Annotated in this window: 22 protein-coding genes, 1 tRNA gene and 1 pseudogene; 13 read left to right on the top strand and 11 right to left on the bottom strand. The window is 71.6% G+C overall.

Annotation, left to right across the window (positions count from 1 at the left end; translation table 11 throughout):
• Position 1: 1 nt before the first annotated feature.
• Together KO353_RS10985 and KO353_RS10980 are read right to left on the bottom strand one after the other, a co-directional pair.
• Positions 2-1,330, bottom strand: a complete 1,329-nt coding sequence (locus KO353_RS10985; RefSeq protein WP_218284735.1) for an ATP-binding protein — start codon at positions 1,328-1,330, stop codon at positions 2-4.
• Complete coding sequence (locus KO353_RS10980) at positions 1,327-2,046, bottom strand: response regulator (RefSeq protein WP_218284734.1); 720 nt, start codon at positions 2,044-2,046, stop codon at positions 1,327-1,329. Before KO353_RS10980 ends, KO353_RS10985 begins: the two co-directional genes overlap by 4 nt.
• Before the next feature lie 199 nt (positions 2,047-2,245).
• Between KO353_RS10980 and KO353_RS10975 the strand changes: the two genes are divergently transcribed.
• The 5 genes from KO353_RS10975 to KO353_RS10955 are packed head-to-tail and all read left to right on the top strand — an operon-like array spanning position 2,246 to position 6,692.
• A complete protein-coding gene (locus KO353_RS10975; protein WP_218284733.1) occupies positions 2,246-2,779 on the top strand; it encodes a hypothetical protein in 534 nt (177 codons plus the stop codon).
• 52 nt (positions 2,780-2,831) lie between these two features.
• Positions 2,832-3,482 (top strand): DNA-3-methyladenine glycosylase family protein, encoded by a 651-nt coding sequence (locus tag KO353_RS10970; protein ID WP_218284732.1) that lies wholly within the window; start codon positions 2,832-2,834, stop codon positions 3,480-3,482.
• A gap of 26 nt (positions 3,483-3,508) precedes the next feature.
• Positions 3,509-4,294, top strand: coding sequence for an enoyl-CoA hydratase/isomerase family protein (locus tag KO353_RS10965; protein ID WP_218284731.1), 786 nt, complete (start codon positions 3,509-3,511; stop codon positions 4,292-4,294).
• 38 nt (positions 4,295-4,332) lie between these two features.
• Positions 4,333-5,376 (top strand): hypothetical protein, encoded by a 1,044-nt coding sequence (locus tag KO353_RS10960; protein ID WP_218284730.1) that lies wholly within the window; start codon positions 4,333-4,335, stop codon positions 5,374-5,376.
• Complete coding sequence (locus tag KO353_RS10955; RefSeq protein ID WP_218284729.1) at positions 5,373-6,692, top strand: hypothetical protein; 1,320 nt, start codon at positions 5,373-5,375, stop codon at positions 6,690-6,692. The genes KO353_RS10960 and KO353_RS10955 overlap by 4 nt, the downstream gene beginning before the upstream one ends.
• A 57-nt stretch (positions 6,693-6,749) precedes the next feature.
• Here the strand turns inward: KO353_RS10955 and KO353_RS10950 are convergent, their stop codons facing one another.
• The 3 genes from KO353_RS10950 to KO353_RS10940 form a co-directional block, all read right to left on the bottom strand.
• On the bottom strand, positions 6,750-8,894 hold the full coding sequence (locus KO353_RS10950; protein ID WP_218284728.1) for a hybrid sensor histidine kinase/response regulator: 2,145 nt from the start codon (positions 8,892-8,894) through the stop codon (positions 6,750-6,752).
• Positions 8,895-9,132: 238 nt separating this feature from the next.
• Positions 9,133-10,002, bottom strand: a complete 870-nt coding sequence (gene motA, locus KO353_RS10945) for a flagellar motor stator protein MotA (RefSeq protein ID WP_218284727.1) — start codon at positions 10,000-10,002, stop codon at positions 9,133-9,135.
• Positions 10,003-10,014: 12 nt separating this feature from the next.
• Entirely contained in the window at positions 10,015-11,088 is a 1,074-nt protein-coding gene (locus tag KO353_RS10940; protein WP_218284726.1) for a flagellar motor protein MotB, read from the bottom strand.
• Between the two features lie 345 nt (positions 11,089-11,433).
• Here KO353_RS10940 and mbhE point away from each other — a divergent pair, with 345 nt between their 5' ends.
• Genes mbhE through mnhG form a run of 7 tightly spaced genes read left to right on the top strand, consistent with a single transcriptional unit; the run spans position 11,434 to position 17,226 of the window.
• On the top strand, positions 11,434-13,746 hold the full coding sequence (gene mbhE, locus KO353_RS10935; protein ID WP_218284725.1) for a hydrogen gas-evolving membrane-bound hydrogenase subunit E: 2,313 nt from the start codon (positions 11,434-11,436) through the stop codon (positions 13,744-13,746).
• Positions 13,743-14,162 carry an MnhB domain-containing protein gene (locus KO353_RS10930; protein ID WP_218284724.1) on the top strand — a complete coding sequence of 140 codons (420 nt, stop codon included), beginning with the start codon at positions 13,743-13,745 and terminating at the stop codon, positions 14,160-14,162. The genes mbhE and KO353_RS10930 overlap by 4 nt, the downstream gene beginning before the upstream one ends.
• 3 nt (positions 14,163-14,165) lie before the next feature.
• On the top strand, positions 14,166-14,534 hold the full coding sequence (locus tag KO353_RS10925) for a Na+/H+ antiporter subunit C (protein ID WP_218284722.1): 369 nt from the start codon (positions 14,166-14,168) through the stop codon (positions 14,532-14,534).
• Positions 14,531-16,021 (top strand): Na+/H+ antiporter subunit D, encoded by a 1,491-nt coding sequence (locus KO353_RS10920; RefSeq protein WP_218284721.1) that lies wholly within the window; start codon positions 14,531-14,533, stop codon positions 16,019-16,021. Before KO353_RS10925 ends, KO353_RS10920 begins: the two co-directional genes overlap by 4 nt.
• Positions 16,018-16,548, top strand: coding sequence for a Na+/H+ antiporter subunit E (locus tag KO353_RS10915; protein ID WP_218284720.1), 531 nt, complete (start codon positions 16,018-16,020; stop codon positions 16,546-16,548). Before KO353_RS10920 ends, KO353_RS10915 begins: the two co-directional genes overlap by 4 nt.
• Complete coding sequence (locus tag KO353_RS10910; protein ID WP_218284719.1) at positions 16,545-16,865, top strand: monovalent cation/H+ antiporter complex subunit F; 321 nt, start codon at positions 16,545-16,547, stop codon at positions 16,863-16,865. The genes KO353_RS10915 and KO353_RS10910 overlap by 4 nt, the downstream gene beginning before the upstream one ends.
• Positions 16,858-17,226 (top strand): monovalent cation/H(+) antiporter subunit G, encoded by a 369-nt coding sequence (gene mnhG, locus KO353_RS10905; RefSeq protein ID WP_218284718.1) that lies wholly within the window; start codon positions 16,858-16,860, stop codon positions 17,224-17,226. Before KO353_RS10910 ends, mnhG begins: the two co-directional genes overlap by 8 nt.
• Before the next feature lie 306 nt (positions 17,227-17,532).
• Here the strand turns inward: mnhG and KO353_RS10900 are convergent.
• A pseudogene (locus KO353_RS10900) lies at positions 17,533-19,800 on the bottom strand (YbcC family protein); the annotation flags it as partial.
• Between the two features lie 62 nt (positions 19,801-19,862).
• The gene (locus KO353_RS10895) at positions 19,863-21,413 is read right to left on the bottom strand and encodes a proton-conducting transporter transmembrane domain-containing protein (protein WP_218284716.1); all 1,551 of its coding nucleotides are present in this window, start codon (positions 21,411-21,413) and stop codon (positions 19,863-19,865) included.
• A 113-nt stretch (positions 21,414-21,526) separates the two neighbouring features.
• Between KO353_RS10895 and KO353_RS10890 the strand changes: the two genes are divergently transcribed.
• Entirely contained in the window at positions 21,527-22,513 is a 987-nt protein-coding gene (locus KO353_RS10890; protein ID WP_218284715.1) for a LysR family transcriptional regulator, read from the top strand.
• On the opposite strand, the gene trxC is transcribed toward KO353_RS10890, so the two are convergent.
• From trxC to KO353_RS10870, 4 genes are all read right to left on the bottom strand, one after another.
• Positions 22,431-22,853: a thioredoxin TrxC gene (gene trxC, locus KO353_RS10885; RefSeq protein WP_218284714.1), complete on the bottom strand. Its 423-nt coding sequence runs from the start codon at positions 22,851-22,853 to the stop codon at positions 22,431-22,433. The genes KO353_RS10890 and trxC overlap by 83 nt on opposite strands.
• A 225-nt stretch (positions 22,854-23,078) precedes the next feature.
• Positions 23,079-23,153 (bottom strand) — tRNA-Thr (locus tag KO353_RS10880).
• 84 nt (positions 23,154-23,237) lie between these two features.
• Positions 23,238-23,510, bottom strand: coding sequence for a DUF2312 domain-containing protein (locus KO353_RS10875; RefSeq protein ID WP_218284713.1), 273 nt, complete (start codon positions 23,508-23,510; stop codon positions 23,238-23,240).
• A gap of 126 nt (positions 23,511-23,636) precedes the next feature.
• Positions 23,637-23,951 (bottom strand): DUF1244 domain-containing protein, encoded by a 315-nt coding sequence (locus KO353_RS10870; RefSeq protein WP_218284712.1) that lies wholly within the window; start codon positions 23,949-23,951, stop codon positions 23,637-23,639.
• Positions 23,952-23,974: the final 23 nt, after the last annotated feature.

The following is a 23,974-nucleotide window of genomic DNA, read 5'->3' as shown; positions in this document are numbered from 1 at the left end:
CTCAGGCGGGGAGCGTCGCGGTCACGACCAGTCCGCGCGGGGAACGTGCTGCGAGCGTGACATCGCCGCCATGGCCGCGCAGGATCGACCGCGCGATCGGAAGGCCGAGCCCGATGCCGCCGGTCTCGCGCGAGCGGCTCGGCTCGAGACGGTGGAAGGGCTGGAACACGCGCTCGCGCTCGGCCTCCGGAATGCCCGGCCCCTCGTCCTCGACCGTCACGCTCACCACCCCTTTCTCCGGGCCGGAGAGGCGAACCATGCAGCGCCCGGCATAGGCCACCGCGTTGCCGACGAGGTTTGCGAGAGCGCGCTTGAGCGCGAGCGGCCGCGCCTCCACCGCGAGATGATCGGGTGCGGCGACCGTCACCACCTCCTCGCCGGCGACGTCGTTCGCCTCGTCGGCGATCGTCCGCACGAGAGCGGCGAGATCGAGCCTGCGCATCGGCTCGGCCGCCGCCTCGTCGCGCGCGAAGGCAAGCGTGCCGGAGATCATCCGCTCCATCTCGTCGAGATCGGCGAGGATCTTCGCCCGCGTCGCCTCGTCCTCGACGAACTCGGCGCGCAGCCGCAGGCGCGTGATCGGCGTCCGAAGGTCATGGCCGATCGCGGCGAGCATGGTCGTGCGGTCGGCGACGAAACGGGAGATCCGCTCCGCCATGGTGTTGAACGCGGCCGCCGCCTGCGCCACCTCGGCGGGGCCGGTCTCGGGAAGGCGCGGCGCGTTCACATCGCGGCCGAGACGTTCCGCCGCATGAGCGAGGTCGCGGATCGGCCGGGTGGTGCGACGCACCGCCCAGAAGGAGAGGGCGGCGACCGCCGCCGTCATCACCGCGAGCGCGGCGAGGAAGCCTGGCGAGGACCAGGGCCGCGGCATCGGCGGCCGGGCGGTGACGTTGAGCCACGATCCGTCGGGGAACTGGAAGCTCGCCGTCAGCATCCGGCCGGGGCTGCCGCCAACCAGGACCTCGCGCGGGCGAAGATGCGGCGGACCGCCGATCCGGGCGAGGCCCAGCGCGAGCCGATCCGCCCTCGGCTCGGAGAGGATCCCCTGGTCGCGCGCGAGTGGGCGCGGATCGACCGAGGCGGTCATCCCCTCGGGCAGGTCGAAGCTGCGCGCGATCGCATCGCGTCGGGACGGGTCGGCCATCAGCAGCGTGCGCCAGAGAGCGGCGGTTCGGCCGATCGCCTCGCGCGCCTGCTGCGCCCGCTGCACCTCCACCCGGTCGAGAGCGTGGATGGTGAGCGCGATCACCTGCGCGACGAACAGGCCAGTCAGCAGGACGAGGAAGGTGCGTCCTGCGATCGAGCGCGGCCAGAGGCGAAGCCTCACGACCGTTCCACCTCGGCGGCGAGAACGTAGCCGCCGCCACGAACGGTCTTGATCAGCGCGGGGTTCCGCGCATCGTCGTCGAGCTTGCGCCTGAGCCGGCTCACCGCGACGTCGATCGCCCGGTCGAACGGCCCCGCGGCGCGCCCGTGCAGAAGCTCCATCAGCATCTCGCGCGTGAGCACTCGCCCCGCACGGTCGGCGAGCGTGGCGAGAAGCTCGTACTCGCCTCCCGTCAGCGGAACCTCGACTCCGGCGGGCGAGATGAGCCGGCGCCGCGCCGTCTCGAGCGTCCAGCCGGCGAAGCGGAAAGTGGCCGCCGGCGCCTCGTTACGCTCCGACGCCGTGTCGGCGCGCCGCAGCACTGCACGGATCCGCGCGAGCAGCTCGCGGGGATTGAAGGGCTTGGCGAGGTAGTCATCGGCGCCGAGCTCGAGGCCGACGATCCGGTCGGTCTCCTCTCCCATCGCAGTGAGCATCACCACCGGCGTCCGCCCCTCGCCGCGGATGAAACGCAAAAGCGCAAGCCCGTCCTCTCCGGGAAGCATCAGGTCGAGCACCACGAGGGCGAAGCGCGCGCCAGGCCAGAGGCGTCGCAGCTCGCGCCCGTCGCGGGCCGTGGTGACGCGGAACCCGTGCATCTCGAGGAACCGCGCGAGCAGCTCGCGGATCTCGCGATCATCGTCGACGACGAGGATGTGGGATGCGGCCTCCGCCATGCGCCGACTCTTGCGCGCGCGCCCGCCCGCGGGCAACGCCGCCCGGGCTACGTCCTGTTGCCGGCCCTCGGGCCGGAAACGCTTTGTTACACTTCCTCACTCGCCGACACCGCGGCCACAAACGCCCGCAACCAGGGCCGGCCATGCTCGCGCCCGTTCCACCCCGAACCAAGGGGGAAACTGGAGAGAGGATGCAACGATGAACCGCTGGATCAAGGTTGCCCTGCTGGCAGGCGGGCTCGCCACCGCCGGCCTCGTCGGCTACGGCGCCGGCAGGGTGGGCGCCCACGCCCAAGGCGGGCCTGGGCCCGGCATGGGCCCCGGCATGATGATGGGCGAGGGCGGCCCGCGCGGCGACGGCCCCGGCTGGTACCGCGGTGATGGTCCCGGCTGGGCTCGCGGGGATGGGCCGCGCTGGCAGCGCGGGGCCGGTCCCGGCTGGCATCGCGGCGAGCGGGGGGGCCATGGCCGGGAGTACGAGCGGCACGGCGGCATGGGCGGACCCTTTGGCCGCTTCTTCATCAACCGCGACAACAAGAACCTCACTAATGACGAGGTGAGGAAGATCGCGGAGGCCGGCCTCCTGTGGTTCGGCGAGCGCTCCTGGCGGATTAGCGAGGTCAAGGACGCGGGCCCCGGCATGGCCGAGTTCACGCTGACCACGGACAACGGCGGCGTGATCGCCCGCTTCACGATGGACCGCAATACAGGCCGCGTTCGCCGCGTCGGCTGACCGCCCGCACACGGCTTTGCCTCCGTCGCGGCGGGGAGGCATTCTCCCCGCCGTGTCAGAGGCCGAACCGCCCCTTCCCCCCGCCGAGCGCGCCGCTCTGCGGCGGCTGTTCGCGCGCGCCCCTGTCTTCGCCGCCGTCGAGCGGCAGGCGGGACGCTTGCCCTGGCGCACCCGCCCGCCTGGGTTTCCGGGCCTGCTCGCCGCGATCGTCGGGCAGCAGATCTCGAACCACGCGGCCGCCGCCATCTGGCGACGCCTCGAGGCGCTGATGGGAGGCACACCGACGGCAGAGGCGCTGCTCGCGCTGCCCGAGACGGCGCTGCGCTCGGCCGGACTGTCGGGGCCGAAGATCGCCTATGCGCGCGGCCTCGCCGAGGCGGTCGCCACACGCCGGATCGTGCCGGAGGCCTTCCCCCTGATGCCCGACGAGGCGGTGATCGCGGCGATCTCCTCGCTCAGGGGCTTCGGGCGCTGGTCGGCCGAGATCTATCTGTTGTTCGCGCTCGGCCGCCGCGACGCTTTCCCAGCCGCAGACCTCGCCCTTGCCGCCTCCGCCCAGGCCCTGTTGGGGCTTGCGGAACGGCCCGGGGAGAAGCGACTGCGCGCGCTTGCCGAGGCCTGGGCGCCGTATCGCGGCCTTGCCGCGCGCCTGTTGTGGCACCACTGGCGGCACCTCACGAGCCGCCCCGCCGTCGACAGTTGATCACGCTTCCGGAAGGACACGCCGACGTGACAGAGAGCCCCCACATCCGCACCGAACGCGAGGGCGAGATCGCCGTCGTGATCTTCGACCGGCCCGAGAAGCGCAACGCCTTCAACCTCGCCATGTGGCAGGCTCTGACCGCGACCATGCGGCGGCTTTCGGCGGACGAGAGCCTGCGCTGCGTGGTGCTGCGCGGCGCTGGCTCCGAGGCCTTCTCGGCGGGGGCGGACATCTCCGCCTTCGAGGCCGAGCGCGGCACCCGCGAGAAGGAGGACCGCTACGCCCGGATCCTCCACGAGAGCATGCAGTCGATCCGCGACTGCATCCACCCGACGGTGGCGATGATCCGCGGCATCTGCTTGGGCGGCGGCGCCGGGATCGCGACCATGTGCGACTTCCGCGTCGGCGGCGAGGGGATGCGCTTCGGCATCACCGCGCGCAATCTCGGCATCTGGTACCCCTACGCCGAGCTCGACCCAGTGGTGCAGCTCGCCGGCACGGCGGTGGCGGCGGAGGTGTTCATCGAGGGGCGGATCTTCAACGGCCGCGAGGCCTACGAGAAGGGCCTCCTGTCCCGCGTCGTGCCGGACGAGCGGGTCGAGGAGGAGGCGATGGCGCTCGCGCGTCGGATCGCCGAAGGCGCGCCTCTCTCGGCCCGCTTCCACAAGCGGGCGATCATCGCCCTGCGCGGCCCGCTGCCGATCACGCCCGAACAGGAAGCGGCCGTGAACGACTTCGTGCTGACGGAGGATTTCCAGAACGCGTTCCGCGCCTTCCTCGCCAAGCGCAAGCCGGTCTTCCGGGGGCGCTGAGACGCGAAGCGCATGGCCCCCGCCCGGCGGTTAAGGGCATGGTTACGACCGTCTGCGCACCCTCGGGGTCGATGCTGCCCGCCGCACGACCTCGCCCGACCGATCTGACGCCGCAGAGCACCCCCCTGCGCTCCCTGGTCGCGCCTCAACGACGCTCGCCGTTCACCCCGGATCGCTTCGCCGAGCGTGGGGTCGTGCTCCCCGCCACCACGCCGGCCTTCGCCTTCGCCCGGGTTCGCGACGGCGAGCAGGGGCGCGAGCTCGTGCTGCGCAATGTCACCGGCTCGCGCGGCGCGGTTCTGATCCCGCTCGCCGCGGCGGCCGACCATGCCCGGCCGACGCTGCATGACCGCGCCCTGTTCGCCGACCTGTCGCGGCTGCCGCGGCTTGGTCCGACCCAGGTCGCGGCGATCGCGCGTGCCGCCGCACGGGCCGGGCTCTGCGGCCGCGCGGCGCGTGCCGCCGCCGCCGCCGCTGCGGCAGCGGAGGCGGGCGCCGCGCGCGAGGCGCTCGCGTCGTTGTCCGCCGTCGGCAGGACCGGAGGCCCAGTCGACCCCTCCGCCGGCGCGGCCCTGCGCCTTGCGTCCCTGGCGGCGGCGGCACGACGGCTCGCGCTCCTTCCGCCGCAGCTCGGCGTGCTCGCGGCGACGGTGGAGGACCGGGCGTCACTCGGCGCGGCGGTGCGCACCGAGGAGGCAGGGTTCATCGCCGCCGCCGCCCGCGCCACCGCGCGCTTCGCCGAAGCGTCACTTGCGCCCGTGCTCGCGCTGCTCGAGGACCCACCTGCCGCTCTCGCTGCGGCGGAAACCTCCTCCTGGCCGGCCGAAGCGGTCGCCCGCGCCGCCTGGATCCTCGACGGGTGGCCGCTCCTGCTCGCCCGCTGGGAGGAGTCGGAAGGCCGGGGACACGGGTCGGAGGCGCGCGCGCTCCGCGCGATCGCCGCCGCTCTGCCACCCCTGCCGCTCGAACTCGCCACCACCGACGAGGAGCAGGACGCGGTTCGCGCAACCTGGCGGCTCGAGGCCGACGGCGCGGCGACCGACCAGGCCCTGCTCGAGCGGCTCCGGGCCGCCGCACCGTGAGCGCGACCGCGCGGCTCGATCGACGCACGCTCGCCGACCTCGCCGAGCGGCTGAAGCGCGCGCGCCCGGAGACGATCCGCGACGTCGTCGCCCTGATCGACCGGCTCGCGGTGCGCGGCGAGGCGGATGCGCTGATCGCGCCGCTTCGCCCGAGGCTCGCCTTGATGCGCGACCTGATACGGCGCCCCGCCTCGTTTGGCCGCGTGCTCGCCCATCCGTTCGAGGAGCTGCTCGTGCCGCCCGACGCCTGGCGTCGCGGCAGCCTCTCGGTTCCCCGGAGCGTGATGCCGGCGGCGATCGCGATCGCGACCGAGGCCCTCCCGGAGCCGGCACGGCGGGAGATCGCCGCGCGGCTCGCCGGCGCGAGCATGGATGACGCGGCCGCCATCCAGGCGGTCGGGGCGATACTCTGGCCGGCCGCCGCTCAGCGTTTCGCCGAGATCGAGCGCTCCGGCCTGCCGCCCAGTCTTGCCCTGCCGATGCGTTCGGCCGAGCTTCGCGCCCTGCTCGGTGGGCTCGGCGAGGTGCTGAAGCTCGCCTCCCCGCTCGCAGCTCTTCTCTCGGGCACACCGCGCGGCACCGTTCACCCCTGGGAACAGGTTGAGCGGGGGCTGCGCGCGGCCGCGGCCGAGGCCGCCGCCATCTCGCCCGAGTGCTTCGCGCGAACCGGGCTGATCCTGGTTCGACGCTTCATGGCCTCAGGGCCGGTCGTGTCGCTCCTGCGCGAGGCGGCGGGGCGGTCAGCCGGAGACGGTGCGGAGCGTCGGCTCGCCGAGGCGCTCGACTGCTTCCTCGCCGAACTGCCGAGCCAGATGCCCGACGCCGAAACGCTCGCGCTCCTGCCGCATCCGGTGCAGCAGGCGATGGTCTCGGAGGCGGTCGCGCTGGTCGAGCGCGCGGGCCAGGACATCGGCACCTGGCAGGCCGAGCGCCGCGACAATCTGCGCGCGGCGGAGACGCGACTTTTCGCGGTGGTGCGCCGGCGCGTCGCCGACTGCCTCTCGGCTGAGCTTCTCGCGCCGCTCGCGCGGCTGCACGCCGAGGGTCTGGCCCCTGGGAGCGGCGCCGGCGCGATCGAGGCGCTCGAGGCGGCGGCGCGCGCGGCGGCGTCGATGGCGGCGTCGGTGCGTCGCCTCGGCCCTGCCGACGATCTCGCCCTTGCCCTGCGCCGCGCCGCCGAGACGGTGGCCGCGCTCGCCGTCTCGGCTCCCCAGGGCGCGCCGGCTGACCGTCCCGGCAGGACCGATCTCGCACGGCTTGTCGAGATCCTTGCCGGGCCCGACGCAGCCGAGCGCGTGCTCGGCCCGCCCCGCTAAGGAAAACGGGTCCGGCCCGCCAGGAGCCGCAACGCCCCGGAGTGCGACGCGCCGCGCTCAGACGGTCACGCGCTGGCGCAGGGCAGCAGCGACCGCGGCGAGCAGCGCGTCGCGATGGAACGGCTTGGCGATAGACCCCGCCATGTGCGGTCTGCCGCGGGCGAGATCCGGCGCGTAGCCGGACATCAGCAGGACCGGCACGTCGGGGCGGACCGCGGCGATGTGCGCCGCGAGCGCGAACCCGTCCATCGCGCCCGGCATCACCACGTCCGAAAGCACAAGATCGAATCGATCTCCCGACGCGATCAGGCGGGCGGCGTCATCGCCGCTCGGCGCCGTCGTGACGCGATGGCCCGCACCGACAAGGATGGTGCGTGCGAGCGCGAGGATCTCGGCGGTGTCGTCCACCACGAGGATACGAAGCGGTCCCGGAGGCGGATCGGGAGGCGCGGCACTTGCCGCCGCGTCGCGCACCGCTCCAGCCGCGGGCCGTCCCGCGGAAGCGAGGGGCAGGAAGATCCGCACGCTCGTGCCGCACCCGGGCGCGCTCTCGAGCTTTACGTGGCCGGAGGACTGGCGCGCGAAGCCGAACACCTGAGACAAGCCAAGCCCCGTTCCCTGGCCGTGCGGCTTGGTGGTGAAGAACGGTTCGAAGACGCGCGGCAGATCAGCCGCCGCGATCCCGGCGCCCGTGTCCTTGACCGTGATCGCGATGAAACGGCCCGGGCGCGCCTCCAGGTTCGCGGCGAGCGCCTCGGCATCCAGCACCTCCTCGGTGATGGCGATGGCAAGCTCGCCGCCCTCTGGCATCGCGTCGCGAGCATTGAGGGCGAGGTTGAGCAGAGCGGCGCGAAGCTGGTCAGGGTCGGCGAGGCAGGGGGGAAGGCCGGGCCGGGCGCAGAGGGAGACGGCGATGCCCGCACCGACCGAATGCCGAATGAGCGGCAGCATGTCCGCGACGAGCGCCGGCGCATCGACCGCCATCGGCTCGAGCTTCTGCCCGCGTGCATAGGCGAGCAGAGACGCGATCAGGCGAGCCCCGCTCTCCGCCGCCTTGCGCGCTCCCTCGACGAGCCGCACCCCGTCGCGATCGAGGCCTTGCCGTTCCGCAAGGAAATCGAGGCTGACAAGCACGGTGGTGAGCAGGTTGTTGAAGTCATGCGCAATACCGCCGGTGATCCGGCCGATCGCCTCGAGCCGGGAGGCCTCGCGCAGCCCCCGCTCAGACGCCAGGCGCTGCTCGCTCTCGCGTGCGAGCGCGACGAGCGCTCTCTGCCGCCCGCGGCTCTCGCGAAGCGCAAGGACGGAGATCGCAAGGAGCCCGAGCGCGCACGCCACCGCCGCGGCGAGGAAGGGAGCGAGATCCCGCCGCCACCCGGCGAGCAGCGTGGCGCGGTCGATGCTGTAGGCGACGTACACAGGGTAGGAGCCGACGCGTCGGACGGCGAGCACGCGCGGCCCGATCTCGCTCTCGACGTCGATCGCACCCGCGGGCGGGCCAGCGGCGATCGCGCGCATCACCGCATCGCTCGGCGCAAGCTTCGGGAAACCATCAAGATCGGGGCTGTGGGCCAGAACCTGCCCGTCGGCGCGGATCAGCCTCGCCCGATGCCCGGGCTGCCCAGCCACCTCCGCGAAATACCGGGCGAAGTAGCCGGGGCTCATCGAGGCATGGATCGTTCCCAGAAACCGACCGTCCGGCGAGGGACGGCGCCGCGCCAGCGCGATCGACCAGGCCCGGGTCGCCCGGCCGATGAAGGGAGGGCTGATGCTCGGGCCGGGCGTGCCGTCCCTCTGCTCCTGCCAGAACCCGTAGATCGCGATGGAGAGGCCCGGCTGCCACGGGGCAGACCCCGCGAGCAGCGTCCCGTCGGCCGACGAGATCCACATCGACACCGTCGGCTCGAGGGACTCGGCGAGGCTACGCAGGAACAGATTGGTCTCGGCCCGGGCGATATCGGCGTCGTCAAGGTCCTCGATCCGGTCGGCCACGCGGGCGATCGCGAGCTCCTGAGTCTCGAGCACCTTCTGCGTGTGCTCGCGCAGGATGGTGGCGGTGCGCTCGACGCGCTCGCGCCCGGTCGCGAGCGCTCGCATATGGCCGTCCCAGGCGGCGAGGCCGAACAGCAGGCTCGGGACGGTGACGGAGGCGAGAAACAGAAGCGCATGCACCCCGATCGGCCGGGGGAGGCGTCGTGGCATGGCGAGCCCTTGGGAGAGGATCGTGACGAGTCAAGGCGGGGCTCGAAGACGTTTGGCTGAATGCGCGTGCGACAATCGCGCGCATCCTAGCGGAGTTTCCCGCTTTTAGGAACTAGTTCCTATCACGGCATGGGAATAGGGCCCGCCGCGCGGTCGGCCACGGGGCGGAACAGCCCCGCACCGGCGGCCGCCCGGTCAAGCGAAGCGGGCGGAAGCTCCCGCGGGGCGGAGCCGGGCGTCAGGTCGGGATCTGCAGCTCCTGCAGCGCCTGTTCGAGTTCCTGGAACGAGGGCATGTGCTCGGAGGGCGCCATCTTCCGCCCCGTCTCGACCGCGACCTGCGGCGCGTTGCCGTGCAGGTGGGCAACGAGCACGGCCCGGATCACTTCGTAGTATTTCATCTCCTCCTCGACGATGCCCTTCAGCCGCGACGCGATCGGCCCCATCAGGCCATACGCGAGCAGCACGCCGAGGAAGGTGCCGACCAGCGCCCCGGCGATCATCTTGCCGAGCACCTGCGGCGGCTCGTTCAGCGACCCCATGGTCTTGATGACGCCGAGCACGGCCGCGACGATGCCGAGCGCGGGGAAGGCGTCGGCCAGCGACTGCATCGCGTGCGCGGGATGGAGTTCCTCGTTGACGAGCTTGCGCAGCTCGCGCGCGAACACGTCCTCGATCTGGTGCGGGTCATCGGCATGCATGCCGACCATCCGCAGATAATCGCAGATCAGTACCACCGCGTGATGGTCGGCCGCGATCTTGGGGAACTTCTGGAACGCCGCACTCTCAGTGGGGCGCTCGATGTGCGGCTCGAGCGCCATCGCCCCCTTGGTGCTCGCAAGCCGGACGAAGAAGTAGAGCAGCGACAGAAGGTCGATGTAGTCCGACTTGTGGAACCGCGCTCCCTTGATGATCTTGCCCAAGCCCGAGAGCAGGTGCTTCACGCCGTGCATGCTATTGGCCATCAGCACGATGCCGATACCCGCACCGCCGATCATCATCAGCTCGAAGGGAAGGGCGGCGAGGATGATGCTGATCTTGCCCCCGGCGAGCATGTAGCCGCCGAACACCATGATCAGCAGGAAGGCGAAACCGGCGAGGGTGAGCATGCGCGCCGCCCGTCAGGAGCCCGGGGCGGGATGCACCCGCTGGATCAGGAGCGCGATCCGTCGGTTCGCCGCGGCGCGCGGCTCGGCGGGCAGGAGCGGCTCGCGGTCGGCCACGCCGGTCACCGAGCGGATACCGGATTCGGGGAACCCGGCCTCGATCAGCAGCCGGCGCGTGGCGTTGGCACGGTCGGCCGAGAGTTCCCAGTTGGTCATGCCGCTGCCTGACCGGAACGGTGCGGCATCGGTATGGCCGATGATGGTGAGCGGGTTGCCGATCGCGGCGAGCGTGGGCGCCACCTTGGCAAGCAGAAGCCGCACCCGCTCCGACGGGACCGCCGAGCCGGAGGCGAACATCGGCGTCCGCTCGGCGTCGATCAGCTGAACGCGCAGGCCCTCCGGCGTGACGTCGATCGCGACCTGGCGGGCGAGCTCGGCAAGAGCCGGGTCGTCGGCGATCGACCGCCTGAGCGCCTCCGCCGCCGCCTCGAGGGCGCGCGTTTCGGCTTCCGCCGCGGCTTCCGCCTCCGCGCGCGCGGCGATCGCGGCGGCCGAGCCGGGCGCCGCCGTCGCCTCAGGACCCTCCCGGTCGGCCGCGCCGCGGTCGGTCGCATGCTCGCCGCCGGAACCGGCGGCGCGGGGGTGCGGGAAATAGCCGCCCGTTGCGTGCGGCTTCGGCCTGTCGCCGAGGTCGCCGGCGCGGCCGTCGCGCTCGCCCGCCGAGCCGGGAGCGTCCTCCTCTTCCTCGGGCGGCGGGCCCCGTTCCGGCCGCTCTTCGATCGTCGGCGTGCCCGATCGGCCGACCAGCGAGCCGTCATCGACCGGGGAGGAGCCGCCGAAGGGCCGGCCGGTGCCGCTCTCGCCGGCCCCGAACAGGTTGGTCGGCGAGAAGTAGTTGGCGATGCCGAGGCGCTGTTCCTGCGAGGTGGCGTTGAGAAGCCACATCAAGAGAAAGAAGGCCATCATCGCGGTGACGAAGTCGGCATAGGCGACCTTCCACGCGCCGCCATGATGGCCGTGCTCCGCAGCCTCCTCGCGCCTGATCACGAGGGTCGCGCCGTCCTTCTCCCTGCCCGTCTTCCTGCTCATCCAGCGCCCACGCCTCGGGGATACGCCCCGCCGGTTGCGGGGGAGGCTCCCCGACCCTCGGGCACGATGGCGCGCATCGCTTAAGCCTTGATGAAGGACGGTCGGATGCCGGGGCGGCGAACATCGCGCTGCGGCGCCCTCGGGCAGCCCCGGGTTGAACGCCATGCAGCCGGCGCATATATGCCGCTCGATCGTGTGGGTCGTGCGGCCGGGGCCGCCGCCTGCGTTTCCGCGCCGCCTGGGAGGTCCTCGACGCGGCGCGCCAACGGGGAAGGCGATGCGCCGGGGGTTCGTCAGAGGTCAGGCCACGTGCCGCAGCGCGGCCTGCAGCGTAGCGGGTGCGACATGCTGACGGTCGTCCTCGCCCCGTTCGCCGCTGCCCTTCTGGCCCCCTTGATCGTCTCACGCCTGCGCGATCGCGCTGCTCTCGTGCTTGCGCTGGTTCCCGCGTCGCTGTTCGCCTGGGCGATGGCCAATCTGGGCGAGGCGTTCCCGGGCCGGATCGAGGCGACGCCGTGGGTGCCCGGGCTTTCGGTCTCGCTCTCCTTCAACCTCGACGGGCTGTCAGCCCTCTTCACCCTTCTCATCACCGGCATCGGCACGCTCGTCGTCCTCTACGCCGGCGGCTACCTCGCTGGCCACGTGATGCTCGGGCGCTTCTTCGCGATCCTGTTCGCCTTCATGGGGGCGATGCTCGGCGTCGTGCTCTCCGACAACATGATCGCGCTGTTCGTGTTCTGGGAGCTCACGAGCCTCGCGAGCTACCTGCTTGTCGGCTTCGAAGCGGCGAAGCCGCACGCGCGCCGCTCCGCCCTGCAGGCTCTGCTGATCACCGGCACAGGTGGGCTTGCGCTGCTTGCAGGCATGATCCTGCTCGCCGAAGCCGGGGGCTCTTGGGAACTGTCCGATCTCGCGCTTGCGAAGTCCTGGCTGCAGGCGAGCCCTCTCTACGGCCCGGCGCTCGTCCTCGTCCTGGTGGGCTGCTTCACCAAGAGCGCGCAGTGGCCGTTCCACTCCTGGCTGCCCGGGGCAATGGCAGCCCCGACCCCCGTCTCCGCCTATCTGCACTCGGCGACGATGGTGAAGGCGGGTGTCTATCTGCTCGCGCGGCTCGAGCCGGCGCTCGGCGGCACCGACGTGTGGCTCGTCTCGCTTGGCCTCGTCGGCGGCATCACCATGCTGATGGGCGCGGTGTTCGCCTTGCTCGAGACCGACCTCAAGCTCGTCCTTGCCTGGACCACCGTCGCCGCCCTCGGCACGCTCGTGTTCCTGCTCGCGCCGAGCTTCGAGCCGTCGGTGAAGGCGGCGATGGCGTTCCTGCTCGTCCACGCGCTCTACAAGGGCGCCCTGTTCATGACCGCGGGCAACCTCGACCACGAAGCCGGCACGCGCGACCTCACACGGCTTCGCGGCCTCGCGCGCGCCATGCCGCTCACCTTCGCCGCCGCCGCGATGGCCGCGTTCTCGATGGCGGGCCTTCCCGCGAGCCTTGGCTGGGTGGCGAAGGAGCTGATCGGTCTCGCCAAGGCCTCGGACGAGATCGGGCTCACGCTCACGGCCGCGACCGCAGCCAATGCTGCCGGTTTCGCGGTCGCCTGCATCGCCGGGCTCAGGCCCTATCTCGGGCAGGCCTCCGAGGCTGCGGCGGAGGCGCACGAGGCGCCCTGGACCATGCTCGCGGGCCCTCTTCTCCTCGGCGCGCTCGGCCTCGTCTTCGGCATGGCGCCCCAGCTCGCGGCCGACCTCCTGATCGCTCCGGCCGCCGCCGCCGTGCTCGGCACCAAGCCGGCGCTCGAGATTACCCTCTTCAAAGGGTTCGACTGGAAGTTCCTGCTGACGCTCGCGACCTTCGCGGCCGGTGCGGCGATCTACCTCGCCTGGGTGCGGTTCGGAGCGGAGGCGCGCGCCCGCTCCGCTCCGGTGCTCGAGCGCGGCCCCGATCGCGGCTACGACCATCTGCTCGCGGGCCTCGCCGCCTTCGCCTCCTGGCTCACGCGGCTGATGCAGCCCGGGCTCCTGCACCGCTATGTCGCGGCGACCTTCGCCGTGGTTGGCCTCGTCGTCATCGCCGGTGCGTTCCGCGGCCCCTTCGCCCTCGCCCCCCTCGGCGACGGGGGGAAGCTCATCGAATGGGTGGTGATCGTGCTCACCGCCGCAGCGGCGTTGGCGACAGCGCTTGCGACGACGCGTCTTCTCGCCGTCACCGCGCTGGGGATGGTGGGGCTCGGGGTCGCGATGATCTTCATGCTCTGGAGCGCGCCCGACCTCGCGATCACCCAGTTCATGGTCGAGACGCTGATCGTCGTGATCCTGGCGCTGATCCTGATCCGCCTGCCCGGCTTCCGCATCACCTCCGAGGCAGACCGGCCCGGCCCCGGAACGATCATGATCGCCGCCGGGGCGGGCGTGCTCGTCGCCGTGCTGATGCTCGGCGTGCTCGCCGAGCCGTTCGATCCGCGTCTTGCGGAATGGTTCGGCGCCAACGCGGTTCCCGGCGGGCTCGGGCGCAACGTGGTCAACGTGATCCTGGTCGATTTCCGCGCGCTCGACACGCTCGGGGAGATCACCGTGGTGGTCGCGGCGGCACTCGGGGGGATCGCGGCGATGATGCGGTTCGGCCGCAGGCGCGCGGACGCGGGTGGGAGGGAGGACAGGTGAGCAGCCTCATCCTGCGCGCGGCGACGCGGGCGCTCGCGCCGCTTCTCCTCATGCTCTCGCTATTTTTGCTCTGGCGCGGCCATAACGAGCCAGGCGGCGGGTTCATCGGCGGGCTCGTGGCGGCGTCGGCCGCCGCGCTGCAGGGCATCGCCTTCGGCCCGGCGGCGGCGCGGCGCATGCTGTGGCTGCCGCCGGTGGGGGTCGCCGCGACCGGGCTTGCGCTGGCGGTTCTGTCGATCCTGCCCTCCGCCCTTGCAGGCCTGCCGCCCATGAAGGCTCTGTGGGCGAAGCTCGACCTCGGCGACGGCGCCGTCGTGCCGCTCGGCACGCCGCTCCTGTTCGACATCGGCGTGTTCCTCGTGGTCGTCGGCAGCGTGGTGGCGCTGATCTCCGCCCTCGAACACGCGCCGGAGTGACGCATGGAGGCGACGCTCGCGATCCTCATCGGCGTTCTGGTCGCGGTCGCGGTCTGGCTGATGCTGTCGCGCAACCTGGTGCGCTTCCTGCTCGGCTTCGCGATGCTCTCGAACGCCGTGAACCTCGCCATGTTCGTCGCCGGCCGGCTCACCCCTTCCGCTCCGCCGCTCGTGCAGGAGGGCGCGGAGGGCTTCGCCAGCGCCTTCGCCAACCCGCTGCCGCAGGCGCTCGTCCTGACGGCGATCGTGATCGGCTTCGGGCTGCTTGCCTTCGCCCTCGTGCTCACGTGGCAGGCCCAGGCGCGGCTCGGAACCGTGCGCACCGACGAGATGCGCGTGGCCGAGCCGCCGCCCGCTCGGGAAGCGAAATGAACGGCTGGTACGCCGCGCTCGCCGCGCTTCTGCCGCTCGCCGCCGCGGCGACGACGCTCATCGCGCACAACCGGCCGCGGCTTCAGACCGCGCTCTCGCTCGGCTTTGCGGCCGCGCTGCTCGTCGATTCCGCTCTGCTGTTCGCGGCGGTGTGGCGCGACGGCATCGTCGTGGTCCAGGCCTCCGGATGGGCGGCGCCCTTCGGCATTACGCTCGCGGTCGACACGCTGGGGGCGGTGATGACGCTGATCGCCGCCATCACCGGGCTCGCCTGCCTCGCCTACGCGACCGCCGAGATCAGCGAGGAGGACCGGCGCGCCTTCTTCCACCCGCTGAGCCACGTTCTGCTCGCCGGCGTCTGCGGCGCCTTCGTCACCGGCGACCTGTTCAACCTCTATGTCTGGTTCGAGGTGCTGCTCATCGCGAGCTTCGGCCTGCTCGTGATCGGTGGCTCGAAGGCGCAGACCGACGGGGCGGTGAAATATCTCGCGCTCAACCTCGTTGCCACGAGCCTGTTCCTGCTCGCCACCGGCCTGATCTACGGGCTGACTGGCACGCTCAACATGGCCGACCTCGCGCTCGCGGTGCCGCGAATCGAGAATGTCGGCGTGCTGAACGCGGCGGCGATGATGCTGCTTGCCGCCTTCGGGATGAAGGCGGCGGTGTTCCCGCTGTTCTTCTGGCTTCCGGCCTCCTACCACACGCCGCTCGTTTCGGTCTCTGCGGTGTTCGCCGGGCTTCTGACCAAGGTCGGAGTCTACGCCCTGATCCGCGTCGTCACGCTCATCTTCACCCACGACCCGGCCTGGACCAACACGCTTCTTCTCTGGACCTCCGGGCTGACGATGCTCACGGGCGTGCTCGGGGCGGCAGCACAGAACGAGTGGCGTCGCATCCTCTCGTTCCACATTGTGAGCCAGATCGGCTACATGGTGATGGGGCTCGCGCTCGGCACGCGGCTAGGGCTCGTGGGTGCGGTGTTCTATCTCGTCCACCACATCGTGGTGAAGGCGAACCTCTTCCTCATCGCCGGGGTGGCGCGCCACCTCGTCGGAAGCATGGAGCTGAAGCGCTCGGGCGGGCTTTATGTCGCAGCACCGTGGCTTGCGATCCTGTTCTTCATCCCAGCCTTCTCGCTCGCGGGCTTCCCCCCGCTCTCCGGCTTCTGGGCGAAGTACATCGTGATCAAGGCCGCGCTCGACGAGCGCGGCTTCTGGATCGCCGCAGCCGCTCTGGTGACCGGCCTGCTCACCATCTACTCGATGACGAAGATCTGGGGCGAGGCGTTCTGGAAGCCGCACCCGGACGGCGCCGTGGCCGCGACCGAGGCGCCGCGCGCGATGGTCGCCCCGATCGCCGCTCTCGCCGCCTGCACGGTCGTGATCGGCCTGTTCGCGCAGCCGTTCCTCGCGGTCGCGGAACGTGCCGCTGCCGAGCTGACCGAGCCCGCGCGCTACATCACCGCAGTTCTGGGAGCGCGGTCATGACCGGGCCTGCTGCGGCGCCACCGCCCCTTCCCCCTGCGCCAGGGGCGCCGTCGCTTCTTGTGCTGAATCTCCTGCTCATGCTCGGCTGGTGCGGCGCCTTCGGCAGCTTCAGCGCCTGGGCGCTCTCGACCGGCTTCGTCGCGGGCTTTGCGGCCCTTTGGCTGACGCGCCACCTCTGGGGCGGCGCGCGAAGCAGCTATTTCCGGCGCACCCTCGCCGGCCTCTCCTTCGCCCTTTTCTACGCCGGCGCGCTGATCCGGAGCGCCTGGACGGTTGCGCGCCAAGTGCTCGCGCCGAGGATCACGGCACGGCCCGGAGTGATCGCCGTGCCGCTCGTCGCGTCGCGCGACGTCGAGATCGCGACGCTCGCCAACCTCGTCACCCTCACGCCGGGAACGATGAGCATCGACGTCTCGAACGACCGCTCGACGCTCTACGTCCATGTCATGATGCTCGACGACCCGGCGGCGGTGGAGGCGGACATTCGCCAGAACTTCGAGGCGCGGCTGCTCGAGGTGCTGCGATGAGCGCGCTGCTCGCCGCTGCGATGCTGATCGGTTGGGCGATGCTCGGCCTTGCCTTCGCGATTGGGCTCGCGCGTCTTGTGCGCGGGCCGCACCTGCCGGACAGGATCGTCGCTCTCGACATGCTCGCTCTCGTCAGCATCTGCGCGGCGCTGTTGCACACGCTTGAGACCGGCTCCACCGCTTTCCTCGATCTCGCTCTCGTGATGGCGCTCGTCTCCTTTCTCTCGACGGTCGCCTTCGCGCGCTATGTCGAGCGGGTAGCGTTCCGCCGCCGCGCGCAGGCGGATCCTCCGCCGCTGGATCACGCCGATGACTGAGCTCGCCGTTGCCCTGCTCGTGCTCGCAGGTGCCGGGTTCGCGCTCGTCGCCGCGATCGGCGTCTGGCGCCTGCCGGATGCGATGATGCGCATGCATGCGAGCTCCAAGGCCGGAACGCTCGGCGGCTCGCTGCTCTTCATCGCAGTCGCGCTCGGGCTTGGCGATCTCTCCGCGGGCGTCCGCGCCATCGCCGGCATCGCCTTCCTTCTGCTCACCGCTCCGGTCGCAAGCCATCTGATCGGGCGGGCGACCTATCTGCTTGGGGTTCCGCGGCACCCTTCGCAGACGCGTGACGACCTCGAGGGGCGCTACGACCTCGCCGCGCGCATCTGCCGCCCACCTGAGGATCGCAGCCGCTGAGCAAGTCCGGCGGCGCGCCGGCCGCCGCGCGTGCCGAAATGCGAAGCCAGATCTCGGGGCAGGTCGGCTGCAGATCGCGCGTCTTCAGCGCGTCGCTTCCTGGCCGCAGGCAAGACAGCGGCATCATCGGCAGCCCGCCCGGGCCGGGAGACCGGCCCACACGCCTGGCCGCGGTCGCAGCCAGTCGTCGAGCCGTGGCCGAGGCGTGCACGCCCTCGCCTCGGCCCTCGACACGCCGGCGTCAACGCCCTCTTCGCTGCGCGCGCCGGAGCGCCCCGCGCAGGGCGAGGCGCCGAAACCTTCGCCTCAGGCAACCTCCTCGAGAGCGCGCGTGGTCTCCGGCTCCCAGCGGCCCTCGGCAAGCCGTCGTGCCACCGTTCCGTCCGGGCGGATTGACAAGAGGTGCAGCCAGCCGTTGTCGACGAGGCGGCGAACCGCGTCATGACGCGCGAGCACCTCATCCATCGCCTCCTCCGGCGCCTCGATGAACACGGAGAGACGAAGCGGCTCGTGTACGAAGCGCGTGCCGTCATGCACCGACTGCCAGGGAAGGCCCGTGCGCAGGTCTCCCCCCTGACCCTCGAGCACGCCGAAGAGGCCGACGACGTTGTGCAGCGTCTTGTTGCCGCTGCCCCAGGCCTCGTTGTCCACCGTCGAGCCCCAGTACTGGAGGTTGATCCAGTTCGCGACCACCATCGGCGCCGTCATGATCAGCTCGAGCACGCTGAAGCCGCGATCCTGTCGCCAGTCATAGGTATGCAGGAAGGCACGCCCGCCGAGGTCGAGACCGCGCGTGCGCGCGCGCGGCGCGGCGATGAAGGCGGCGTTGTTGGCGAGCGCCCACTCGGGCCGAACCTCCGACCAGTCTGCCGAGCGCCGGGCGGTGTCGGCGGAGGCGTCCGCTTCCGACGCGAGGCCGAGCAGCGGCGCGCGTTCGGCACGCGTGCGGGCGGAGGCCTCGGCGAGCGCCCGCTGCAGCGTCTCGAGGGTCCCGACCTGCGAGGGCGGCACGCGATCGGTGTCGAACAGGGTGATCTCGTCCGTCACCGTCTCGTGCAGCCCGGCGACGAACCAGGTATCGGCGGGGATCACGATGCCGCGTTCGGCAAGACCCTGGCGCACCAGCGGGTCGTTCAGAACCGCGGCCGCGATCCGCGCATTGCTCTCGCCCGAATGCCCGCCGCAGGCGCCGCAATCGAGCCCCGCAGCATGCGGGTTGTTCACTGTGCGGGCCCCGTGGCCCACGAGCAGGACGATTCCGCCGAAGCCATCCGTGAGCGACATCGCGCGTAAGACCGTCTCGGCCGCATCGATCCGCTGCGCCGTCGCCATACCGGTGGAGCGGCCGTTCCAGCTCCGCGGCGAGAGGTCGGGCGCGAGCGCGGCTAGCCCGCCCTCCGACGCGGGCCGGCGCAGCACGCCGCGCAGCAGCCCCGCGGCGGCGGCAAGGCCGATCGTCTCGACATAGGCGAAGCAGGAAACGGCCGAGGAGCGGAAGGCCGACCATAGATCGGCAAGCCGTCGCGACAGCACCATCTTCGCCGCGATCCGCTCGGCCTCCGCCGGGGCGGCGCCTGCCACCCGTTCGCAGATCGTCACGCCTGGGCGCAACAGAACCGGGCACTGGGCCGACCCTGCGCCATCGCCGAACCGCACATAGTCGACCGCGAAGCCGAAGAAGCCGGCGAAGCCGAAAGTCTCGACCTCGGGCGCGACACGCTCGAGCGCGCGGCGATAGACCTCGGAGCGGACGTCGATGCAGAACACGGCCTGGGCGAGCGGTGCCGCGGGACGCGCGGGATCGGGCCCGAGGCGGTCGATGATCCGGCGGCGGAACGAGGCCTCTCGCGCCTCGACGGCGGCGAGCGCAGCAGAGAGATCGGGCGCCTCGGGGTCGGGAGCGGCGAGACGGTCCGCCCAGGCCGAGCGGAACCGCGGGACATCGTGAAGGGTGAACAGAGCCGCGTCCCAGGCGAGCCGAACCGCGAGCAGGTTGAGCACCGTGTCGTCGGGTTCGCCCGCAAGCTCGCGCGCCCACCCCTTCTGCCGAAACAGCCCGGCCCAGCCGGCGACGGAGAGCAGGGCGCGGTGGAGGTAGTCGTCGGACGCCTCCGGCCCGAGGTCGATCATCTCGAGCGTCGCCGCAATGGTCTCGACCGGATCCTCGGGCATGGCCGCGATGGTCTTGCGGAACCCGGCAAGCCCCATCGCCTCCGGAGCGCGGTCATGCGCCATGGCAGCGCGCCAGGCGGCGTAGAAGGGCAGGTCGCGCCAGGGCATCGGCCACGCGGCCTGGCCCTCGTCCGACCATGCCGCCGCCCACTTGCCGATCTCGTCGGTGACGCGGCGCGACCAGTCGGTGCCGAGGGTGGCGTCCAGCACGTCGGCCACCGTCAAAGCACGCGGGGAAACGGAAGGAGGCTCGATGCTCGCCCCCTCCGGCTTCGGCAGAAGGTCGCGCCCGGCCACCCTTCGGAGCGTCACAGCCGCCTCGAGGAAGCTCCGGTCGGCGAGGCCAAGAAACGGGTTGACCGCGACGAAATCGCGCAGCGGCCAGAGTGGTGCGACGCGGGCGCAGGCGCGGCGCGCCCGCTCCTCGAGCGCAAGCCGCGGCAGGGCGAAAGAGCCGTCGGGCATCACTGGCCTCCCTTGGCAGAAGCGGGCCGAGCGAGCCGGGCGTTTATCGCCGCGTTCACATAGGCCCCGTTGAGGAGATGGACGTAGAGCGCGCCCAAGAGCCGCCCCGGCACGGGAGAGCGCCGCGCGACGTTGAGCACGAGCAGGGCGGCGAAGGCGAGCACAGTGAGCACGCACAAGAGTGCGGCGAACAGCGACCGCGGCGCCGTTGCCTCCGGCAGGGCAGACGCGAACAGGGCCGCCGCCCCGGCCTGAAGCCCGAACCACAGAACGGCCACGCCGCCTGCCATCGCCCAGGCCCTGAGCACGAAGGCCGCAGAGCCGGGCGCGGCGGCGGCGGTCGCGAGCGTCGGCACGAGAGCCATCACGAGAACCGAGCCGAGCACCGCCGCCGCCGGAGCCTCGGCCGCAGGCATCCCAAGCGCCGCACCGACGGCGAGAACGATCGCCACCGCGACGCAGAGCGCCGGCAGAAGCACGCGCTTCGGCAAGGGCGGAAGAGGCGCGGGGCGGCGCGCCGCCACCACGCTTCCCGAGGAGAGGAAGGCATGGGCCTTGTAGAGGGCGTGCGCGACGATGTGCAGAAGCGCCGCGGCGAACGCGCCGAGGCCGAGCTGCATCACCATGAAGCCCATCTGCGCGACGGTGGACCACGCAAGCGCCACCTTGACGCTCGTCTGCGTCAGCATCACCGCCGCCCCGATCACGGAGGTGGCGGCCCCGACGATCAGCAAGAGGTCGAGCGCGGCCGGCGAGAGAGCCACCACGTCGGCGAAGCGGATGATCAGGAACCCACCGGCGTTGATGATGCCAGCGTGCAGCAGCGCCGAGACGGGGGTGGGCGTCTCCATCACCTCGATCAGCCAGCCATGCGCCGGGAACTGCGCCGACGTGAGCACGGCGGCGACCGCGAGCAGGAGCGCGATCACCCCGACGAGGAGCCCCCCCTCGCCGCGTGCGGCAAGGGCAGAGGCCGCCTCGCGGAGCTCGGCGACGCCAAGTGTTCCGAACCCCTGCCACAAGAGAAGGAAGGCCAGGACGAGTGCGGCATCCCCCACTCGCGAGACGATCGCCTTCTTGCGGGCTGCGAGCACCGCCCCCGGCCGCGTGCCGTAGAACAGCAGCAGCCGGTTGAGGCAGAGGCTGGTCGCGACCCAGGCGGCGGCGAGCAGGAGGAGGTTGCCCGCGATCACGAGCGCGAGCACAGAGGCGAGGGTGAGCGCGAGCCACTTCATGAAGCGGCCCTGGCCCGGATCGCCGTCGAGGTAGCGCCGGCTGTAGTCGGCCACCACCGCGCCGATCGACGAGACGAGAAGCAGCATCGTCGCCGAGACAGAGTCGAGCTGGATGATCGCACCGGGGAGGGCGCGCCCGCCAAGGGCGAGCGCCAGCGCCACGACGGCGGCGGAGAGCGCGGCGATGCCCGCGGCGGCCGTGACGGCAAGCCGCATGCGCCTCGACGCGCGATCGGCCGCGGCGGCGGGAACGAGGCCGAGCAGCACCAGAAGCAGCGGGCCGAGGGCGGCCAGGACGGGAAGGAGGGTGCGCATCGGGGCGAAACCTCGCGAGCGGCGTTCGAGCGGCGCGGATGGGTAGCCCGGGCGACATCATTCAGTAAAATACAAAGATTGAAATCGTATGTTCGTTCTGACAGAAGCGTCCAATGGCGCCCCTGAACTACCACCACCTGCGGCATTTCTGGGCGATCGCGCGCGAGGGCAGCCTCACCCGCGCCGCCGAGCGGCTCCGGATCGCCCAGTCGGCGCTCTCGACCCAGCTGCGCGCGCTCGAGGCGGAGCTCGGCGAGCCTCTGTTCGAGCGCAAGGGCAGGCGTCTCGAGCTGACCGAGGCGGGGCGGATCGCCTTCGACCATGCGGAGCGGATCTTCCGCACCGGCGAGGAGCTCCTCGACGCGCTTCGGGGCAGTTTCGGCCAGAGCCGGCGCCTGTTGCGGATCGGCGCCGTAGCGACGCTGTCGCGAAACTTCCAGCTCGAGCTGTTGCGCCCCTTCCTTGGCCGGAACGATGTCGAGATCGTTGTCGAGAGCGGCTCGCTCCGGGAGCTGCTCGCACGGCTCGATTCGCTGTCGCTCGATGTGGTTCTGTCGAACGTGCCGGTCGCGCACGAGGCGGCGGCGGAGCGCACGGCCGTGCTGCTTGCCGAGCAGCCCGTGAGTCTGGTCGGCCGCCCCGGCGCCGGGCCGTTCCGTTTCCCTGATGATCTGCGGGCGACGCCGGTTCTGCTGCCGGGGCGGGAGAGCAGCATACGCCAGGGCTTCGACCTGATGCTCGATCGTGCGGGGATCCGCCCCGTCGTCGTAGCGGAGGTCGATGACATGGCGATGCTGCGGCTGCTCGCGCGCGAAAGCGAGGGGGTGACGCTCGTGCCGCCGATCGTGGTGCTCGAGGAGCTGCGCGCCGGGCTGCTCGAGGAGCGCGCGGCGGTGCCGGGGCTTGCCGAGAGCTTCTACGCCATCACCGCGCGCCGGCGGTTCCCGAACCCGCTGCTCGCCGAGCTGTTGCGCACACCGGTCGTTCCGCCGGCGCGATCTTCCGCGGTCGCGCCGCCTACAGATGCGCCCGCGTCCAGGCCTCGATCCGTGCGGCGGGCATCAACCCAGCCTGGCGGGCGACCTCGCGGCCGCCCCTGAACAGCACGAGCAGCGGGATGCCGGTGATTTGGAGCGCGGCGGCGAGCTCCGGCGCCTCCTCGGTCGAGACCTTGGCGAGACGCACCTCTGGCTCGAGCGCCGCTGCCGCCGCCTCGAACTGCGGTGCCATGGCACGGCAGGGGCCGCACCAGGAGGCCCAGAAATCGACAAGCAGCGGCAGGTCGCCACGGTCGCGATGCCGGCGGAACCGCGCTGCATCGAGAGCGACGGGCTTGCCCTGGAACAGCGGCGCGCCGCAGGCGCCGCATTTCGGCCGCGACGCGAGGCGTTCGGGAGGGAGCCGGTTGAGGGCATCGCAGCTCGGGCAGACGACGTGCATGGCGGGGAATCACAACCAGGGACGGCGACGTCAGCGTGCCGCGCGCTGGCGTCGCGGTTCAAGCCGGAGCGGAAGGGCGGGATCGCCGAAGCGGTTCGACCACTCCCGCACCGTGCACCCCCTCCCGCCAAGCCCCTCAGGCTTCCCTCGCCGCCGCGCGCCGACGTCGGCGAAGCGTCGATGCGAACCGTTGCGTCAGCGCGTGCGCAGCAGCACGGACGCCGATGGTGCTGCTGGAGAGGATTGAACTCTCGACCTCTCCCTTACCAAGGGAGTGCTCTACCACTGAGCTACAGCAGCCCGCACAGGCTCGGCGGCTGATTGCCACAGCGGAGAGGACGGTTCAAGCACGCCTCCCCGTCCCTCCTGCGCCGGCCGGGCGGTTCAGGCCATGCCGAGCGCACGCTTGTAGAGATCGAGCAGCGTCTCCTGCTCCTCGAGCTCCGCCTGGTCCTGGCGGCGGAGGCGTATGACCTGCCTCAGCACCTTGACGTCGAACCCGGCCGACTTCGCCTCGGCATAGATGTCACGGATGTCGCCGGCGAGCGCCTTGCGCTCCTCCTCGAGCCGCTCGATGCGTTCGACGAGGCTTCGGAGCCTGTCGGCAGCGATGCCGTAGGTCTCGTTCTCCGCTCGCTTCTCGGCTGCCTTGGCCATGGGCGCGTCTCCGTCCGGGGGCGGGAGGGATAGCGGCGACCGCCGGTCGCTTCAAGCCGCGCTACGAAGCGTCCCGCCCTCCTTTCGCATCTGGCGCCAGCGCGCAGCGCCGGACCATGACGGAGGTCAATGATCCTTCGGCGCGTTGGCGGCGAAGGCGGCGAGCTGCTCGGCCGAGGCCTCCTTCTGATAGCGGGCCTGCCACTCCTTGTAGGGCATGCCGTAGATGATCTCGCGCGCCTCGTCATAGGTGAGCGCAAGCCCGCGTTCCTCGGCGGCGGCGCGATACCATTTGGAGAGGCAGTTGCGGCAGAAGCCCGCGAGATTCATCAAGTCGATGTTCTGCACGTCGGTGCGGTCGCGCAGGTGCTGAACGAGCCGCCTGAAGGCGGCGGCCTCGAGGGCGGTGCGTGTTGCCTCGTCGAACTCGGGTGCGGCCATGGCCTAGCTCCTCTAACGCTCCT

The organism is Elioraea tepida, from assembly GCF_019203965.1.
GTDB classification, from domain to species: domain Bacteria; phylum Pseudomonadota; class Alphaproteobacteria; order Acetobacterales; family Acetobacteraceae; genus Elioraea_A; species Elioraea_A tepida.
The sequence above is the reverse complement of the archived record's forward strand: the minus strand, read 5'-3'. Positions and strand labels throughout refer to the sequence as shown.

Excerpts from the sequence above, each read along its gene's own strand:
- KO353_RS10960 (WP_218284730.1), top strand. The coding sequence starts at position 4,333 with ATGGTTACGACCGTCTGCGCACCCTCGGGGTCGATGCTGCCCGCCGCA.
- KO353_RS10980 (WP_218284734.1), bottom strand. The coding sequence starts at position 2,046 with ATGGCGGAGGCCGCATCCCACATCCTCGTCGTCGACGATGATCGCGAG.
- trxC (WP_218284714.1), bottom strand. The coding sequence starts at position 22,853 with ATGCACGTCGTCTGCCCGAGCTGCGATGCCCTCAACCGGCTCCCTCCC.
- KO353_RS10875 (WP_218284713.1), bottom strand. The coding sequence starts at position 23,510 with ATGGCCAAGGCAGCCGAGAAGCGAGCGGAGAACGAGACCTACGGCATC.
- mbhE (WP_218284725.1), top strand. The coding sequence starts at position 11,434 with ATGCTGACGGTCGTCCTCGCCCCGTTCGCCGCTGCCCTTCTGGCCCCC.
- KO353_RS10910 (WP_218284719.1), top strand. The coding sequence starts at position 16,545 with ATGAGCGCGCTGCTCGCCGCTGCGATGCTGATCGGTTGGGCGATGCTC.
- KO353_RS10975 (WP_218284733.1), top strand. The coding sequence starts at position 2,246 with ATGAACCGCTGGATCAAGGTTGCCCTGCTGGCAGGCGGGCTCGCCACC.
- KO353_RS10895 (WP_218284716.1), bottom strand. The coding sequence starts at position 21,413 with ATGCGCACCCTCCTTCCCGTCCTGGCCGCCCTCGGCCCGCTGCTTCTG.
- KO353_RS10925 (WP_218284722.1), top strand. The coding sequence starts at position 14,166 with ATGGAGGCGACGCTCGCGATCCTCATCGGCGTTCTGGTCGCGGTCGCG.
- KO353_RS10870 (WP_218284712.1), bottom strand. The coding sequence starts at position 23,951 with ATGGCCGCACCCGAGTTCGACGAGGCAACACGCACCGCCCTCGAGGCC.
- KO353_RS10950 (WP_218284728.1), bottom strand. The coding sequence starts at position 8,894 with ATGCCACGACGCCTCCCCCGGCCGATCGGGGTGCATGCGCTTCTGTTT.
- KO353_RS10915 (WP_218284720.1), top strand. The coding sequence starts at position 16,018 with ATGACCGGGCCTGCTGCGGCGCCACCGCCCCTTCCCCCTGCGCCAGGG.
- motA (WP_218284727.1), bottom strand. The coding sequence starts at position 10,002 with ATGCTCACCCTCGCCGGTTTCGCCTTCCTGCTGATCATGGTGTTCGGC.
- mnhG (WP_218284718.1), top strand. The coding sequence starts at position 16,858 with ATGACTGAGCTCGCCGTTGCCCTGCTCGTGCTCGCAGGTGCCGGGTTC.
- KO353_RS10890 (WP_218284715.1), top strand. The coding sequence starts at position 21,527 with ATGGCGCCCCTGAACTACCACCACCTGCGGCATTTCTGGGCGATCGCG.
- KO353_RS10920 (WP_218284721.1), top strand. The coding sequence starts at position 14,531 with ATGAACGGCTGGTACGCCGCGCTCGCCGCGCTTCTGCCGCTCGCCGCC.
- KO353_RS10940 (WP_218284726.1), bottom strand. The coding sequence starts at position 11,088 with ATGAGCAGGAAGACGGGCAGGGAGAAGGACGGCGCGACCCTCGTGATC.